This is a genomic window from Pectobacterium atrosepticum (assembly GCF_000740965.1).
Classification (GTDB): Bacteria; Pseudomonadota; Gammaproteobacteria; order Enterobacterales; family Enterobacteriaceae; genus Pectobacterium; species Pectobacterium atrosepticum.
The window spans coordinates 4147114-4162852 of sequence record NZ_CP009125.1; the positions used below are offsets into that span (position 1 = coordinate 4147114).

Annotated in this window: 13 protein-coding genes; 5 read left to right on the plus strand and 8 right to left on the minus strand. The window is 49.9% G+C overall.

Annotation, left to right across the window (positions count from 1 at the left end):
• Positions 1-47: 47 nt before the first annotated feature.
• From cra to GZ59_RS18345, 4 genes are all read right to left on the minus strand, one after another.
• A complete protein-coding gene (gene cra, locus GZ59_RS18330) occupies positions 48-1052 on the minus strand; it encodes a catabolite repressor/activator (RefSeq protein ID WP_011095325.1) in 1005 nt (334 codons plus the stop codon).
• Positions 1053-1447: 395 nt separating this feature from the next.
• Positions 1448-1939 carry an acetolactate synthase small subunit gene (gene ilvN, locus GZ59_RS18335; RefSeq protein ID WP_011095326.1) on the minus strand — a complete coding sequence of 164 codons (492 nt, stop codon included), beginning with the start codon at positions 1937-1939 and terminating at the stop codon, positions 1448-1450.
• Between the two features lie 2 nt (positions 1940-1941).
• A complete protein-coding gene (gene ilvI, locus GZ59_RS18340; RefSeq protein WP_011095327.1) occupies positions 1942-3660 on the minus strand; it encodes an acetolactate synthase 3 large subunit in 1719 nt (572 codons plus the stop codon).
• Positions 3661-4022: 362 nt separating this feature from the next.
• Positions 4023-5828 carry an AMP-dependent synthetase/ligase gene (locus GZ59_RS18345; RefSeq protein ID WP_011095328.1) on the minus strand — a complete coding sequence of 602 codons (1806 nt, stop codon included), beginning with the start codon at positions 5826-5828 and terminating at the stop codon, positions 4023-4025.
• Positions 5829-6243: 415 nt separating this feature from the next.
• Here GZ59_RS18345 and leuA point away from each other — a divergent pair, with 415 nt between their 5' ends.
• From leuA to leuD, 4 genes are read left to right on the plus strand one after another with little or no spacing between them, the layout of a single operon-like run.
• Positions 6244-7842 (plus strand): 2-isopropylmalate synthase, encoded by a 1599-nt coding sequence (gene leuA / locus GZ59_RS18350; RefSeq protein WP_039293671.1) that lies wholly within the window; start codon positions 6244-6246, stop codon positions 7840-7842.
• A complete protein-coding gene (gene leuB, locus GZ59_RS18355) occupies positions 7842-8933 on the plus strand; it encodes a 3-isopropylmalate dehydrogenase (protein WP_039293674.1) in 1092 nt (363 codons plus the stop codon). The genes leuA and leuB overlap by 1 nt, the downstream gene beginning before the upstream one ends.
• A gap of 2 nt (positions 8934-8935) precedes the next feature.
• On the plus strand, positions 8936-10336 hold the full coding sequence (gene leuC / locus GZ59_RS18360) for a 3-isopropylmalate dehydratase large subunit (protein WP_039293676.1): 1401 nt from the start codon (positions 8936-8938) through the stop codon (positions 10334-10336).
• 13 nt (positions 10337-10349) lie between these two features.
• The gene (gene leuD / locus GZ59_RS18365; RefSeq protein WP_039293679.1) at positions 10350-10952 is read left to right on the plus strand and encodes a 3-isopropylmalate dehydratase small subunit; all 603 of its coding nucleotides are present in this window, start codon (positions 10350-10352) and stop codon (positions 10950-10952) included.
• An 80-nt stretch (positions 10953-11032) separates the two neighbouring features.
• On the opposite strand, the gene GZ59_RS18370 is transcribed toward leuD, so the two are convergent.
• From GZ59_RS18370 to GZ59_RS18385, 4 genes are all read right to left on the minus strand, one after another.
• On the minus strand, positions 11033-11344 hold the full coding sequence (locus tag GZ59_RS18370; RefSeq protein ID WP_039293682.1) for an AzlD domain-containing protein: 312 nt from the start codon (positions 11342-11344) through the stop codon (positions 11033-11035).
• Entirely contained in the window at positions 11341-12075 is a 735-nt protein-coding gene (locus tag GZ59_RS18375) for an AzlC family ABC transporter permease (RefSeq protein WP_039293687.1), read from the minus strand. Before GZ59_RS18375 ends, GZ59_RS18370 begins: the two co-directional genes overlap by 4 nt.
• 184 nt (positions 12076-12259) lie before the next feature.
• Complete coding sequence (locus GZ59_RS18380) at positions 12260-13096, minus strand: helix-turn-helix transcriptional regulator (RefSeq protein ID WP_039293690.1); 837 nt, start codon at positions 13094-13096, stop codon at positions 12260-12262.
• Positions 13097-13315: 219 nt separating this feature from the next.
• On the minus strand, positions 13316-14935 hold the full coding sequence (locus tag GZ59_RS18385) for a methyl-accepting chemotaxis protein (protein ID WP_039293692.1): 1620 nt from the start codon (positions 14933-14935) through the stop codon (positions 13316-13318).
• Between the two features lie 570 nt (positions 14936-15505).
• On the opposite strand from GZ59_RS18385, the gene GZ59_RS23945 reads away from it, so the two are divergent.
• Positions 15506-15733, plus strand: a complete 228-nt coding sequence (locus GZ59_RS23945) for a hypothetical protein (RefSeq protein ID WP_071598484.1) — start codon at positions 15506-15508, stop codon at positions 15731-15733.
• The last annotated feature ends 6 nt before the right edge of the window (positions 15734-15739 follow it).

The window sequence follows — 15739 nt, forward strand, 5'->3', positions numbered from 1 at the left end:
AAGAAGAGACGCCATAGCAACCTATGGCGCAGAAAGGCAGAGAGAGATTACATCCGGCTCAGTGAGCCACGACGATACAGATTACGCCGGATACGATTCAAGCCAGGCTTCGGCCTTTTCGGTTCATCCAGACTGGCCAGCACCAACTCCAGTACGCGCTCCGCAACTTCACGATGGCGCTGAGCGACAGATAGTACTGGGCACTCCAGATAATCCAACAGCTCATTATCCCCAAAGGTCGCGATAGCCAGATTATTCGGCAGACGCCCGTTAATCTTCAGGTTAACGTCCATCACGCCCTGTAATAACGGGAATGAGGTGGTGAATAACGCTTCTGGCATAGGATTATTTTGCAAATAATCCATAAACGCGGCGGCAGAAGCCACGCGCTCATAGCTATTGGAATAAAGATAATTCACTTCACGCGGATCGCCCGCCCACGCCTGACGGAACCCTTGTTCACGCAGGAAGCTGACTGAAAGTTCAGGCAAAGCACCAAGATAGAGTACCGATTTCGCAGGCATTTTCCTTAATTCTTGCGCCAGCATTTCAGCATCTTCAAGATCGGCCCCCACCACACTGGTAAAGTGCTCACGATCTAATGCTCGGTCTAATGCAATAATCGGCAGGCCACCGTTTATCCAACGCTGATAAAACGGATGCTCAGGTGGCAACGCGGTAGAAACAATAATCGCATCAACTTGGCGCTGTAACAGATGTTCAATACAGCGCATCTCGTTGTCCGGCTGATCTTCGGAACATGCGATTAATAACTGATACCCACGCTGTCTGGCCTGACGCTCCAGATAATTAGCGATGCGCGTATAGCTGGTATTTTCCAGATCGGGAATAACCAGACCAATTGAACGTGTGCGCCCGGCACGTAATCCAGCCGCGACGGCGTTGGGATGATAATTGTGCTCCCTGACGACAGCCATGACTTTCTCAACGGTCTTATCGCTCACGCGATATTGTTTGGCTTTCCCGTTAATGACATAGCTGGCTGTCGTGCGTGAAACACCCGCAAGACGCGCGATTTCATCCAGTTTCACGGTAACCCCTTAGTAGGCCGGAAATAAGTAGGCCGGCTAAATAAAATAATATGATGACCATAAAATCATCATGGATATGGCGTAGATCTAACAGCAGAAGCTTTTGCACGGCAACTGCTTTTATCACGTTACCCACATATTTCAAGCTGCCACATCAATAATGGACGTCTTTTAAGCTGAATATATTACGCCTACTATATCCCAAATAATTCGAGTTGCAGGAAGGCGGCAAGGGAAGGAATCCCGATGAGCTTACTCAGGTAAGTGATTCGGGTGAGTAAGCGCAGCCAACGCACATGCAGCTTGAAGTATTACGGGTATATAAGATAAGAGAAATAAAAAGGCCCGATACGATTATATCGGGCCTCTTAAAGGAAAAAGCAGCGGAAAGTCGATTAACGCATGATTTTATCGCCGCGCGATACGCCGACGATTCCAGAACGCGCCACTTCAACAATTTCGGACACTTCACGCACGGCACTGAGGAACGCATCCAGTTTATCGCTAGTGCCAGCAAGTTGTACGGTATAAAGCGAGGCAGTGACATCCACAATCTGACCGCGGAAAATATCGGCGCAGCGTTTCACTTCTTCACGGGCATAACCTGTGGCCTGTAGCTTCACCAACATGATCTCACGCTCAACGTGCGCACCCTGACCGAGTTCACTGACGCGCAGGACATCCACCAGTTTGTGCAGTTGCTTTTCGATCTGTTCCAACACCTTCTCATCGCCTACCGTCTGGATAGTCATACGGGATAGCGTAGGGTCTTCGGTTGGCGCTACGGTCAGGCTTTCGATATTGTAACCGCGCTGAGAAAACAGGCCGACAACACGGGACAAGGCGCCTGATTCATTCTCAAGTAATACTGATAAAATCCGACGCATGATCAGGTCCTCTCCGTTTTGCTCAACCACATTTCATCCATCGCCCCGCCGCGAATCTGCATAGGGTAAACATGCTCGCTGCTATCGATGTTGATATCAACAAATACCAGACGATCTTTCTGCGCCAGTGCTTGAGACAGCTTACTTTCCAGTTCGTCCGGCGTATCGATAGAAATCCCGACGTGACCGTACGCTTCAGCCAGCTTGACGAAATCCGGTAACGATTCCATATAAGAACTGGAATGGCGGCCAGAATAAATCATGTCCTGCCACTGCTTCACCATGCCGAGGAAACGGTTGTTCAGGTTGATCACCACAACCGGCAGATCATATTGCAGTGCTGTAGAGAGCTCCTGAATATTCATCTGAATGCTGCCGTCACCCGTTACGCAAATTACCGTTTCTTCCGGTAGCGCGAGCTTAATGCCCAATGCCGCAGGCAAGCCAAAGCCCATCGTGCCCAGTCCACCGGAGTTCACCCAACGGCGCGGCAAATCGAAAGGATAATACAGTGCAGCAAACATCTGATGCTGGCCGACATCCGATGCCACATACGCTTTACCTTCGGTCAGCCGATGCAGCGTTTCAATCACCGCCTGCGGTTTAATCTTGTCGCTTTCGGTGTTGTATTTCAGGCAGTGACGCCCACGCCACTGCTCGATACCTTGCCACCAGTCACGTAGCGCATCAAACTGCTGCTGTGCGCCATCCTGTGCCAGCAACTCCAGCATCAGGCTTAGTACCTGTTTGGCATCGCCAACGATAGGGATATCCGCGTTTACCGTTTTGGAAATCGACGCAGGATCGATATCAATATGCAATACCGTCGCATTCGGACAGTACTTCGCCAGATTGTTCGTCGTACGGTCGTCGAAGCGCACCCCTACGGCGAAAATCACATCAGCGTTATGCATAGCTAGGTTGGCTTCATACGTCCCGTGCATTCCCAGCATGCCGAGGCACTGACGGTGCGTTCCAGGGAATCCGCCCAGCCCCATTAGGGAGGTTGTCACTGGCAGGTTCAGTTTTTCCGCAAGCGTCAGCAGCTCTTCGTGACACTCTGCGTTAATCACGCCACCACCACTGTAGATAATCGGCTTTTCTGCCGCCAGCAGGGTTTGCAACGCACGGCGAATCTGACCTTTGTGCCCTTGAACCGTTGGGCTATAGGAGCGCATGCTGACGCTTTCGGGATAAACGTACGGCAGTTTATTCGCCGGACTCATGATGTCTTTTGGTAGATCGACGACCACCGGCCCCGGACGTCCGGTTGATGCCAGATAAAAGGCTTTTTTCAGGATCGTCGGGACATCTTCAGCTTTCTTGACCAGAAAGCTATGCTTTACGATAGGGCGGGAAATTCCCACCGTGTCGCATTCCTGAAAGGAATCATAGCCAATCAGCGAGGTGGCCACCTGACCGGACAACACCACCATAGGAATGGAGTCCATATACGCAGTAGCGATACCGGTGATGGCGTTTGTCGCACCAGGACCGGAGGTGACCAGCACGACGCCGACCTCACCCGTCGCACGCGCATAGCCATCCGCCATATGTACCGCACCTTGCTCATGCCGCACCAAAATATGTTCGATACCGCCAACCGTATGCAGGGCGTCGTAAATATCCAGCACCGCACCGCCCGGATAACCGAACACATGTTTTACGCCCTGATCGATCAACGATCGGACCACCATTTCGGCGCCTGACAACATCTCCATGGATCTGCCTCTTTTGTTCAGAATGCGGAATCCGCTTCTGTATTGACCGGGGGAACTCCCCGCGCTCACGTTGTGTTAATACTGTTAACTTTTAGTACAAGAATACGAAATATTATAGGGATTACTGATAACCCATTAACATAACGCCAGATTATGACGCAGACAAACGGCAAAAAACCACCGCCCTTAATTGCGCCCAGAGGAAATCGAACGTGAGGGGAAAAATAACTGAGATAAAATACTAACTGGGAACCTTCAGACCTGAGAGATCGTCCATAAAAGCCATAAATTACAGAGCGAAATTTTGAGGCCGAAAAACCACATTTCTTTTCAGGAAACGAGCGTCTCGGCCTACGACATCATCAAGACTCTACGTACATCGCATCAATTTCCAACTGATAACGCTGGTTGATGATCTTCCTACGTAGCTTGAGCGTTGGCGTCAGCTCCCCTTCCGCCATCGAAAACGGCACTGGCAACAACGTGAATTTCTTCACCTGCTCAACGCGGGAAAGCTCTTTCTGCATCTCCCGCAGGCGCTGCTCGAACAGTTCAATAATATGGCTGTGGCGCAGCAACTCCAGACGATCGTGGTACTTCAAGTTGATGGAGTGAGCGTATTCTTCCAACGCGTCGAAACACGGAACGATCAGTGCAGACACGTACTTACGCGTGTCTGCAATAATCGCAACCTGTTCGATAAAACGATCCTGTCCAAGCGTGCCTTCCAGATGCTGCGGTGCGATATATTTACCGCCTGAGGTTTTCATCAGATCTTTCAACCGTTCGGTAATAAACAGGTTACCGTTGGCATCCAGCTCTCCCGCATCGCCGGTTTTCAGCCAGCCGTCTTCGGTAAAGGTTTCTGCGGTTTCCTGCGGACGATGGAAATAACCCCGCATGATGGTCGCGCCACGCACCTGGATCTCTTTTTCCTCACCAATGCGTACCTCAATACCCGGTAGCGGCGTACCGATAGAGCCCAAGCGGAATCGGCCTTCTTCCCAGCAGGAAACCGTCGCGCAGGTTTCGGTCATGCCGTAACCATAAATGATGCGAATCCCGATCGACCGGAAAAACAGAATAATGTTGTCATCCAGCCGTGCGCCCGCTGCGGGCATAAAACGAATCTCCCCCCCCAGAAGCTGACGCAGTTTCCCTAACACCAGCCGGTCAGCATAGTGATGCATGACGCGGCGAAAAAGTCCGCCCTTTTTCGTCGTATTGCTAGCCAGAAAAGCGTGTTGCCCCTGCGCAATAGCCCAGTTGAACAACCGCTGGCGATACCAGGGAGCCTGTGCCACTTTTTCATGGATTGCGCTGTAAACTTTCTCATAAAAACGCGGTACGGCGCACATCACAGTAGGTTTCACCGCAAGCATCGCACCACGCACTAAATTCGTATCGCTGAGGTACACGTTCTGTGCGCCACAGTGCATAACAACGAAACTCCAGGCACGCTCGAACACATGGGAAAGCGGTAAGAAGCAGAGTGAGACATCATTTGCCGACATGCTTAAGCGATCGTCGTGTAGCTTAAGCTGCATCGCCATGTTGGTGTAATCCAGCATGACGCCTTTCGGCTCACCGGTGGTGCCAGAGGTATAAATCAGCGTAAACAGATCGTTGAGATCGCGGCTGTCGATGCGCGTCTGCCATTCATCACGCCAAAAATCGTCTACGGCCTGCGCTTCAAACTCATGCAGCGATTGCACAATATCGCTACCACGCAGATTGACGTCTTTATCCATCACAATGATATTTCGCAACTGTGGACAGGTATCGCGTAGCGCTAGCAGTGCATCCAACTGTTCCTGACCGCCGACGAATATCGTACGGATATCGGCATCATTGATTATGAATGCCGCCTGCGCTGTCGTATTCGTGGCATAGATTGGCACGCTGATCGCCCGCAGGTGCAGCAGTGCCAGGTCAGCCAGCGACCAATTCATTGAGTTATGCGAGAAAATCGCAACCCGTTCCTGAACATCCAGCCCCAGCGCCAATAGCCCACTGGCAATGCGTTGAATGCGCTGCCCAGCCTGTGTCCAGGTGAGCTGCTGTTCGCCCGCAGGCGTCCACTCGCGCAAGGTAATACGACCTGCGCAGTGATTGATCTGATCTTGAACCCGGTGAACCACATGGTATGGCTGTAAATGATTATTCATCTGTAAAAGAATTTCTAAGGGGAATGAATTTGACAGCGTTTCAGCGTACAGCTGTACATTATTTGGCGTGCAGTCTACCGTCATTGTTCAAAACCGCAACGATCTTTCGTTCATTCGCCGTTGGCTATCGCTGGTTTACTTGACGCACGTCACACCAATCAAAAGTTGACATAACCCTGATAATCGCGTACCAATAATGCAATACCGAATTTTAGATGACGAGACACGACACTATGTTCAAGTTTACTGTCCTACTAAGCCTACTACTAAACGCATCCTTCTTGCGCGGTAGGTTTGTGGGCAGACTTCAGAACTAAGTTTCTCGCCACACAATACAAAAACCCGCGCTGATGCGCGGGTTTTTTTTTACTCGCCGAGCGCTAAGTACAAGTAGACACGACAAGGAACTAAACCGATGAGCGAGCAAGTCATTATTTTTGATACCACATTACGCGATGGTGAACAGGCTTTACAGGCGAGTTTGAGTGTAAAAGAAAAACTGCAAATTGCCTTCGCTCTGGAGCGTATGGGCGTTGATGTCATGGAGGTTGGCTTTCCCGTGTCATCTCCCGGTGACTTTGAATCCGTTCAAACCATTGCCCGCAACATCAAAAATAGTCGTGTGTGCGGTCTGACTCGCTGCGTAGAAAAGGATATCGATGTTGCCGCAGAAGCGCTGCGTGTCGCAGAAGCCTTCCGTATCCACACCTTTATCGCGACCTCACCGATGCACATCGCCACGAAGCTGCGCAGCACGCTGGACGAAGTGATTGAACGTGCTATCTACATGATAAAACGCGCACGTAACTATACAGACGATGTTGAATTCTCCTGCGAAGATGCGGGCCGGACACCCATTCCAGACTTGTGTCGCGTGGTTGAGGCCGCAATCAATGCCGGTGCTCGCACGATTAATATTCCAGACACCGTCGGCTACACCATGCCCCATGAGTTCGGTAATATCATCGCCTCGCTGTACCAACATGTTCCGAATATCGATAAAGCCATCATTTCTGTTCACACTCACGACGATCTGGGCTTGGCCGTCGGCAACGCAATGGCAGCCGTTCACGCAGGAGCGCGTCAGGTAGAAGGTACGTTGAACGGTATCGGTGAACGTGCCGGCAACTGTTCACTGGAAGAGGTGATCATGGCGATAAAAACCCGCCATGAGATCTTGAACGTCCATACCAACATCAACCATCAGGAAATCTACCGCACCAGCCAACTGGTCAGCCAGATTTGCAACATGCCCATCCCAGCTAACAAAGCGGTCGTGGGTGCCAACGCTTTCGCCCACTCTTCTGGTATTCATCAGGATGGCGTGCTGAAGAATCGTGAAAACTACGAAATTATGACGCCGGAATCCATCGGCCTGAAAGAAGTGCAGTTGAACCTGACTTCCCGCTCTGGTCGTGCGGCGGTGAAACACCGTATGGAAGAGATGGGCTATCAGGATAACGATTATAATCTGGACGATCTGTACTCTGCCTTCCTGAAACTGGCGGATAAAAAAGGCCAAGTATTTGATTACGATCTGGAAGCGCTGGCCTTTATCAGCCGCCAGCAGGAAGAACCTGAGTTCTACCATCTGGATTATTTCAGCGTTCAGTCTGGTTCTAGCGTGATGGCAACGGCCTCAGTCAAACTGATCTGCGGAGAAGAAACGCAGTCAGAAGCGGCGACAGGTAATGGCCCGGTGGATGCCGTTTATCAGGCGATCAACCGCATCACGGGTTATCAAGTTTCGCTGGTCAAATACCAACTGACGGCCAAAGGTCAGGGGCGCGATGCGCTGGGTCAGGTTGATATTGTCGCGGATTATCAGGGACGTCGTTTCCACGGCGTTGGTCTGGCAACGGATATCGTTGAATCTTCCGCACAGGCAATGGTAAATGTATTAAACAACATCAAACGTGCTCAGCAGGTAGAAAAAGAAATTCAGCGTCTGCAGCAGCACAATAACCAACAACAAAACGATAGCAAACAACAAAACAGTCAGGAAACAGTGTGATGACAAAGAGCTACCATATCGCCGTTTTACCCGGAGACGGCATTGGCCCAGAAGTAATGGCACAGGCCCATAAAGTACTGGATGCGGTACGTCAGCGTTTTGGCATTCGCATTACCACCAGCGAATACGACGTTGGCGGTATCGCCATTGACCGTCAGGGCACACCGTTGCCGCAGGCGACCATCGCAGGCTGTGAGCAGGCCGATGCGATCCTGTTCGGTTCCGTTGGCGGCCCGAAATGGGAACATCTGCCACCGGCAGAACAACCAGAGCGCGGTGCATTATTGCCTCTGCGTAAACACTTCAAATTGTTCAGCAACCTGCGTCCTGCACGTCTGTATCAGGGGCTGGAAGCGTTTTGTCCGCTGCGTAGCGACATCGCCGCGAAAGGCTTTGATATTCTGTGCGTTCGCGAGCTGACGGGCGGAATCTACTTCGGTCAGCCGAAGGGCCGTGAAGGTAGCGGTCAATATGAGCGCGCTTTCGATACCGAGGTGTATCACCGTTTCGAAATTGAACGTATCGCGCACATCGCGTTTGAATCCGCACGTAAACGTCGCAGCATCGTGACCTCCATCGATAAAGCCAACGTGCTGCAAAGCTCCATTCTGTGGCGCGAGATCGTTACTGAAGTCGCTAAAGCCTATCCAGATGTAAAACTGTCTCATCTGTATATCGATAACGCGACGATGCAATTAATTAAAGACCCGTCTCAGTTTGACGTGATGCTGTGTTCTAACCTGTTCGGTGACATTCTGTCCGACGAGTGCGCCATGATTACCGGCTCAATGGGCATGCTGCCTTCCGCGAGCCTCAACGAACAAGGCTTCGGGTTGTACGAACCTGCTGGCGGTTCTGCACCGGATATCGCGGGTAAAGACATTGCCAATCCGATTGCACAGATTTTGTCACTGGCGCTGCTGTTGCGTTACAGTCTGGGGGCAGATGATGCCGCAGAGGCAATCGAAAAAGCCGTCAATACTGCGCTGGCTGAAGGTTACCGCACCGCCGATCTGGCAAGCGCCAGCAACGCGATCGGTACCAGTGAAATGGGCGACGTTATTGCGCGTTTCGTGGCGCAAGGGGCATAACCATGGGTAAGACGTTATATCAAAAATTGTTCGATGCGCACATCGTTCATGAAGCGCCGAACGAAACACCGTTGCTGTATATCGACAGGCATCTGGTGCATGAAGTGACCTCTCCGCAGGCGTTCGACGGCCTGCGTGCGATGGGCCGCAAGGTTCGTCAACCGGGGAAAACCTTCGCGACCATGGACCACAACGTGTCCACGCAGACCAAGGACATCAACGCCAGTGGTGAGATGGCCCGCATTCAGATGCAGGAGCTAATCAAGAACTGTGCGGAGTTTGGCGTTCAATTGTATGACCTGAACCACCCGTATCAAGGCATCGTTCACGTTATCGGCCCAGAACAAGGGATGACGCTGCCGGGTATGACCATCGTTTGCGGTGACTCACACACCGCAACGCACGGCGCATTTGGCTCACTGGCCTTCGGCATCGGTACGTCGGAAGTGGAACATGTGCTGGCGACGCAAACCCTGAAACAGGGTCGCGCCAAAACCATGAAGATTGAAGTCACCGGTGATGCTGCACACGGCATCACCGCGAAAGACATCGTGCTGGCGATCATCGGTAAAACCGGTAGCGCGGGCGGCACCGGTCATGTGGTTGAATTCTGTGGTAAGGCTATTCGTGCGCTGAGCATGGAAGGCCGTATGACGCTGTGCAACATGGCCATTGAGATGGGCGCGAAGGCCGGTCTGGTTGCACCAGATGAAACCACGTTTAACTATCTGAAAGGTCGCCAGTTTGCACCGAAAGACGCCGACTGGGACGCTGCTGTTACATACTGGAGCACGTTGAAATCGGATGATGGCGCGCAGTTCGACACTATCGTCACGCTGGACGCTGCGCAGATTGCACCACAGGTTACCTGGGGCACCAACCCCGGTCAGGTTATCGCCGTCAATCAGGAAATCCCTAGCCCTGATTCTTTCAGCGATCCAGTAGAACGTGCCTCTGCCGTCAAAGCACTGGCCTATATGGACCTGCAACCCGGCATTAAACTGACCGATGTGAAGATCGATAAAGTCTTCATTGGTTCTTGCACCAACTCACGCATTGAAGATTTGCGTGCGGCGGCAGAAATCGCCAAAGGGCGTAAAGTTGCCGTAGGCGTGCAGGCTATCGTCGTACCCGGTTCCGGCCCGGTAAAAACCATGGCGGAGCTGGAAGGGCTGGATAAAGTGTTCATCGAAGCCGGTTTCGAGTGGCGCTTACCGGGCTGCTCCATGTGTCTGGCGATGAACAATGACCGCCTGAACCCCGGCGAGCGTTGTGCATCAACCAGCAACCGTAACTTTGAAGGCCGTCAGGGGCGCGCTGGACGCACCCATCTGGTCAGCCCGGCGATGGCTGCTGCGGCTGCGGTGACGGGTCGCTTTGCCGACGTCCGCGAGTTGAATTAAGAGAGAAACCGACATGGCTAAATTTACCCAACACACAGGTCTGGTGGTTCCTCTGGATGCCGCTAACGTCGATACTGACGCCATCATTCCCAAGCAGTTTCTGCAAAAAGTTACGCGTACCGGTTTCGGCCAACATTTGTTCCACGACTGGCGCTTTCTGGACGATGCCGGTCAACAGCCTAACCCTGAATTTGTGCTGAACAAACCGCATTACAAAGGGGCGAGTATCCTGCTGGCGCGGGAAAACTTCGGCTGTGGCTCTTCCCGTGAACACGCACCGTGGGCGCTGACCGACTACGGCTTCAGCGTCGTTATCGCCCCAAGCTTCGCCGATATTTTCTATGGCAACTCGTTTAACAACCAACTGTTACCAGTGAAGTTGAGCGACGAGGAAGTGGACGAGCTGTTCAAGCTGGTGGACGGGCAGGAAGGTATTACTTTCACGGTCGATCTGGAAAATCAGGTTGTTCAGGCGGGCAGCAAACGCTATCCGTTTGAAATCGACAGCTTCCGCCGTCACTGCATGATCAACGGATTAGACAGCATCGGCCTGACGCTGCAACACGAAGCATCGATTACCGAGTATGAAAAGAATCAGCCAGCGTTTCTGAACTGATTTAAGATTACGGATAGTTTGAGATTACGGATAGTATGAAGCCCGCATTTTTGCGGGCTTTTTCTTTTTTAAATTAAGCGCTAAAGCAAGGCAGCAATGAGATAAAAAGCCAGCATACTCAGGAGCACTGCGATCACAATATTTCTGATAAAAAATGAAATCACGACACTCACCATCGCGCCGAGGAAATAAGGGTTATCAGGAAATACACGAATAACGCCGTGTTCCATTAAAATAATCGGCCCACAAATCGCAGTAAGTAAACATGGCGCGGAATACTTTAAAGCACGATGGAGTAAAACAGGAATTTTTACCGGAACAGCAGGCTCAAGAAAGATATAGCGATTAAAAAACACGATCCCCGACAGAACGAATATCAATAACCAACTCATTTTTCTTCCTTAAGCACAGATGCGATGAATACAGAGAAAAACATACCGCCGACACCGGCAATAGCGATGGCACCTTCTATCTTGAAATAGCTCAATAGCATCGATAATAGTAGGGAAAAAAGGACACCAGAAAAGGTACTGATTTTCTTGATCATCGGGACAACGATGGTGATGAACGTGGCAACGATAGAATAATCAAGGTGATATTTATCCAGGTCAGGCACAGAAGACGCCATGAGCACACCAAGAATGCTAAAGATATTCCAAAAGATATAAAAGGTGACGCCCGCACCGATTAAATAGCTGGCGCTGACATTGTTCTTCCTATCTTTCTTTTCACTGAGCGCAAATAGTTCATCTGATAATAAAAAACCAATAGGCAGCCGTTTTCTTAATTTCAAGGTTGAAACGTATTCGCGTAGTGTCAGGCCGTATATCAGGTGCTGTGCGGTGATAAAGAAAACGGAGATTAATAGCGTCGCAACATTCGCCCCAGACATAAGCAATCCTAACGAAACTAATTGCGCCGCTCCCGCAAAAATAATGGCGGACATCCCGATACTTTGCCCAATAGACAAGCCGGATTGAATAGCCATCGAGCCAGCAAGAATCCCCCAGGGCACAACAGATAAACAGAGAGGAAGCATTTCAACCACGCCGGTCATAAAGTGCTTCCACGAGCTAACCGTGTCTTTAGCTGCCGACGATGAACGAGTTACGGTGTTTTCCATATAACATTGCACTACCATAAATAAATCGATAGCGGGAAATTAACAAAACGCTTTTTAATAGTATTGGATAAAGTTGCTGCGCATCAGAATAGAGAACGAGCCTATTAATACACTAAATAATTCGAGTTTCAGGACAAAACGTTAACGTTTTAAACAACGCACAGGCAACTTGAAGTATGACGGGTTATGCGTTGCCTTTAGCAAACTCGCCTGGCGTCAGCCCTAAAGAATTTTTGAAATGACGATGGAAGTGGCTCTGGTCGGTAAACCCACACGACACAGAGACATCGAGGATAGAACTACCTTTACGCAATAGGTCTTTAGCCTTGCGCAGACGAGCCTGAATCAAATAAGCGTGGGGCGTAATACCGACAACCGCTTTAAACTGTCGTAGGAAGTGCCATACACTCAGTTCAGCAAGCTCTGCCAATTCAACGAGAGCGAGTTCTTTCTCGGGATAGCTGTCCATAAAAGCTTTAACATTCAATATTTTTTGGGTCGCAATGGGCAACATTTGTGGCGTCAGGCGAGTCTTGCTATAGCGCATTGTTAGCCAGGTCAGTGAAGATAACAGTAGCGTTTCTTTCAATAGCATGTTGCCCGGCTGAGCAAGCATATTAAACGTCATGAGCAGTTGTTCCGCCAACCCCGGATCGTGCACCACAGCATCAGGAAACCACGGAATGGAATCCTTTGAGCGTTGAAGATCCTGATTAATCGAACAAAAAAGGTCAGGATGCGGATAAATGGCTCGATAGGCCCAGCCAGTTTCAACCTCAGAACTTCCCGTATGCACATCGTCCGCATTCACCAAGATGATGTCACCTTTGGGCGCAACATGCTCTGCACCTGAACGATAAAAGCGCTGAGCGCCCTGCTCAATCACGCTGATGCAATAGGTATCATGAACATGCCGAGGAAAACGCTGCTGGTAGTACTGCGCCTGCAACATATCCAGACCGCCGAGTGCGTCAAGGTGCTTGAAGTTTGTCTGCTCTTGCGCAACCGGCTTTTTATGCACGCATCAATCCTCTTATCGTTTGTACAAAATTGCTCTGGCGGAGAAGCAACATGCGAGCGTTATCATCCAGAAGCAGTGAACCTGTTTCATTGATTCTATCAGAAGTGGATTAACATCCCATGCTGGAAAAAACGTCGAAAAAAAAGCCAGCGACGCAAGCCGCTGGCGATCAATGATACATCCCTGTTTTTTACCGCTCTGGCTTTTTTACCAACGGGATTACATCAGGTGAAACCTGGACACCCCAAGATTCAACCTCTCAGCCTGCTGCTCCAGCGATGAGGCAGACGAGGAAGCCTCCAACACCAGCGTCGCGTTTTGTTGCGTAACCCGATCCATTTCTGATATCGCTAACGACACCTGATTGATACCGCTGCTTTGCTCATCGGAAGCCAACGCAATCTCATTCATGATCCGGGTGACGTTATTAATTTCGGCGACAATCTCAGCCATCGCTTTACCTGCTTCAGACGCCAGCGTCGTCCCCTCCGTCACTCTGGTTGCCGATTCTTTAATTAGTGCGGCAATCTCCGTCGCTGCGTTAGCAGAGCGCTGTGCCAGATTACGCACTTCTCCTGCAACCACCGCAAACCCTTTGCCTTGCTCACCCGCTCGGGCCGCTTCCACCGCCGCATTCAGCGCCAGAATATTGGTCTGGAATGCAATCCCGTTAATAAGCGCAATAATCTCCGAAATTTTGCCTGAACTTTTGGCAATGTCCGCCATCGAACCCACAACCTGTTCAACAATGCTGCCACCGTTCACCGCTTTAGACGACGTATCCGTCGCCGCCTTGCTAGCATGATGCGCATTATCGGTATTTTGTTTCACCGCCGCCGTGAGCTGTTCCATACTGGCAGCCGTTTCCGCCAGCGCCGCAGCCTGCTGTTCCGTTCGTGCGGACAAATCTGTATTGCCAACGGCGATTTTCGTCGAACTGCTGTGAATAGACTCCGCGCTATCACGCACCGAGCCAACCGTTTCTGAGAGTGAATCCTGCATTTGCTGGATATTGTTACCCAAAATGCCTATTTCATTTCTCCCCACATCCGCACGCGCACGCGTTAAGTCCCCCTGCGCGATCGCCTGTATACGCGACACCCAATACTGTATTGGGTTAATAATAACTCGGCGAATTAATAAGAACGTCATGCCGGTTAACACGATGGCAAGAATAAATGCCCCGGTCATGAGCGTGTATCCCAGCGTTGAATGTCTCTCAGCCGTCACATTAATATTCTTGGCCATCTCAACCCGATAAAGGTAGGACGCTTTCAGCGGCACATCGTACTCATCATCCAATTTAGACATCGTCGTCGACTCAAACGCATTGAGTTCTTCAACATTACCTTTTTTCGCTATGTCAAACATGGGCTTGGTACCCCGCTCAACATAATCGCTATAACGCGCTTTTAGCTCATTATCACGGGCGAGTTCAACATCAGAACGGGCCGCTCTATTTTGATATCCGTTAAACATTTGCTGCGACATCACCAGCCGTTCTTCTGCGGCTTTCATACTGGCGTTGTAATTGTTCGTAAGACCATTATGTAAATGGTTCACGGCATGCAGCAAATTCATACGTGCCGCACGCATATGGTTAGCGCTATCAACTAACTCCATCCGAACATTCAATTCCAGCGTTGATTCATTTAATGACAATTCTGCCTGCTTCAGAAAGTAGGATGATGTTGCGACAGCAACGGCAAAGAGCAGTAAAACACCAGAAAAAACAATAATAAAAAGAGGCGTTAACTTAATATTATGCACCCCAGGGGAGGAATGCCAAGGTTCTGATTTTTCGTAAAGTGCTATTGACTGATACGGTACATCGCTCATTTTTACATCCGTCGAGTTATTCAGAAAGTTGCTGTGAAGTGAATTTCAGGTAAACAAGGAAAAATAAAACGCCACCACATGTTACATAGCATTTAAATATTATAACAATGTGCGTTAAGTACGAGAGAAAAAATAGGAACCTCTAAAAATAATTTTATCTACAAGATCGCCATCACGGAAAAGCGTCATTTCAACGAAAATCATTTCAATTAAAAACAATTCAAAACGTAAACTATTACATAAGGTTAGTGAATCATCTTGGTCACCACACTTACGTGACCATTCATTATTAGTATAGAAACACATTCATAGAATTGTTTAATTTTAATGACAATGAATTCCATTCTAATATTTTATTTTTGGTATTAAATCATCTTCACGTTAGCATTATCTGCATACCACCCTCTGCAGGCAGGCTTTCCCTCTTCTTCTCAACCTACTTTTGCGAAACCGCACGCAGCCTCATCACGTCGTTTAATTTTCAGAGAAATAAGCGGGTATATTTCACGCTCCACCAATGGAAGCGTTGACATTCGTCAACATAAAAATTTACCATGGCCCTCTATAGCGATGAAAAAACATCCAAATAAGCATATACAGGAAGCTATTGAATACGCATTAACGCGGGGGTGGCGTTTTTATTCCAGTAACGGACATGCATTTGGCAGGCTTATCTGCAGCACGCCAGACCACAGTACTCATATAATGAGTATTTGGTCCACGCCATCAGTCTCGGAAAACCACGCAAAGCAAATCCGCCGCAACGTCGATAGCTGTCTGGCAATGCAGAAACAGTAGAAGACA

Excerpts from the sequence above, each read along its gene's own strand:
- ilvN (WP_011095326.1), bottom strand. The coding sequence starts at position 1,939 with ATGCGTCGGATTTTATCAGTATTACTTGAGAATGAATCAGGCGCCTTG.
- ilvI (WP_011095327.1), bottom strand. The coding sequence starts at position 3,660 with ATGGAGATGTTGTCAGGCGCCGAAATGGTGGTCCGATCGTTGATCGAT.
- GZ59_RS18345 (WP_011095328.1), bottom strand. The coding sequence starts at position 5,828 with ATGAATAATCATTTACAGCCATACCATGTGGTTCACCGGGTTCAAGAT.
- leuA (WP_039293671.1), top strand. The coding sequence starts at position 6,244 with ATGAGCGAGCAAGTCATTATTTTTGATACCACATTACGCGATGGTGAA.
- leuB (WP_039293674.1), top strand. The coding sequence starts at position 7,842 with ATGACAAAGAGCTACCATATCGCCGTTTTACCCGGAGACGGCATTGGC.
- leuC (WP_039293676.1), top strand. The coding sequence starts at position 8,936 with ATGGGTAAGACGTTATATCAAAAATTGTTCGATGCGCACATCGTTCAT.
- leuD (WP_039293679.1), top strand. The coding sequence starts at position 10,350 with ATGGCTAAATTTACCCAACACACAGGTCTGGTGGTTCCTCTGGATGCC.
- GZ59_RS18370 (WP_039293682.1), bottom strand. The coding sequence starts at position 11,344 with ATGAGTTGGTTATTGATATTCGTTCTGTCGGGGATCGTGTTTTTTAAT.
- GZ59_RS18375 (WP_039293687.1), bottom strand. The coding sequence starts at position 12,075 with ATGGAAAACACCGTAACTCGTTCATCGTCGGCAGCTAAAGACACGGTT.
- GZ59_RS18385 (WP_039293692.1), bottom strand. The coding sequence starts at position 14,935 with ATGAGCGATGTACCGTATCAGTCAATAGCACTTTACGAAAAATCAGAA.
- GZ59_RS23945 (WP_071598484.1), top strand. The coding sequence starts at position 15,506 with ATGAAAAAACATCCAAATAAGCATATACAGGAAGCTATTGAATACGCA.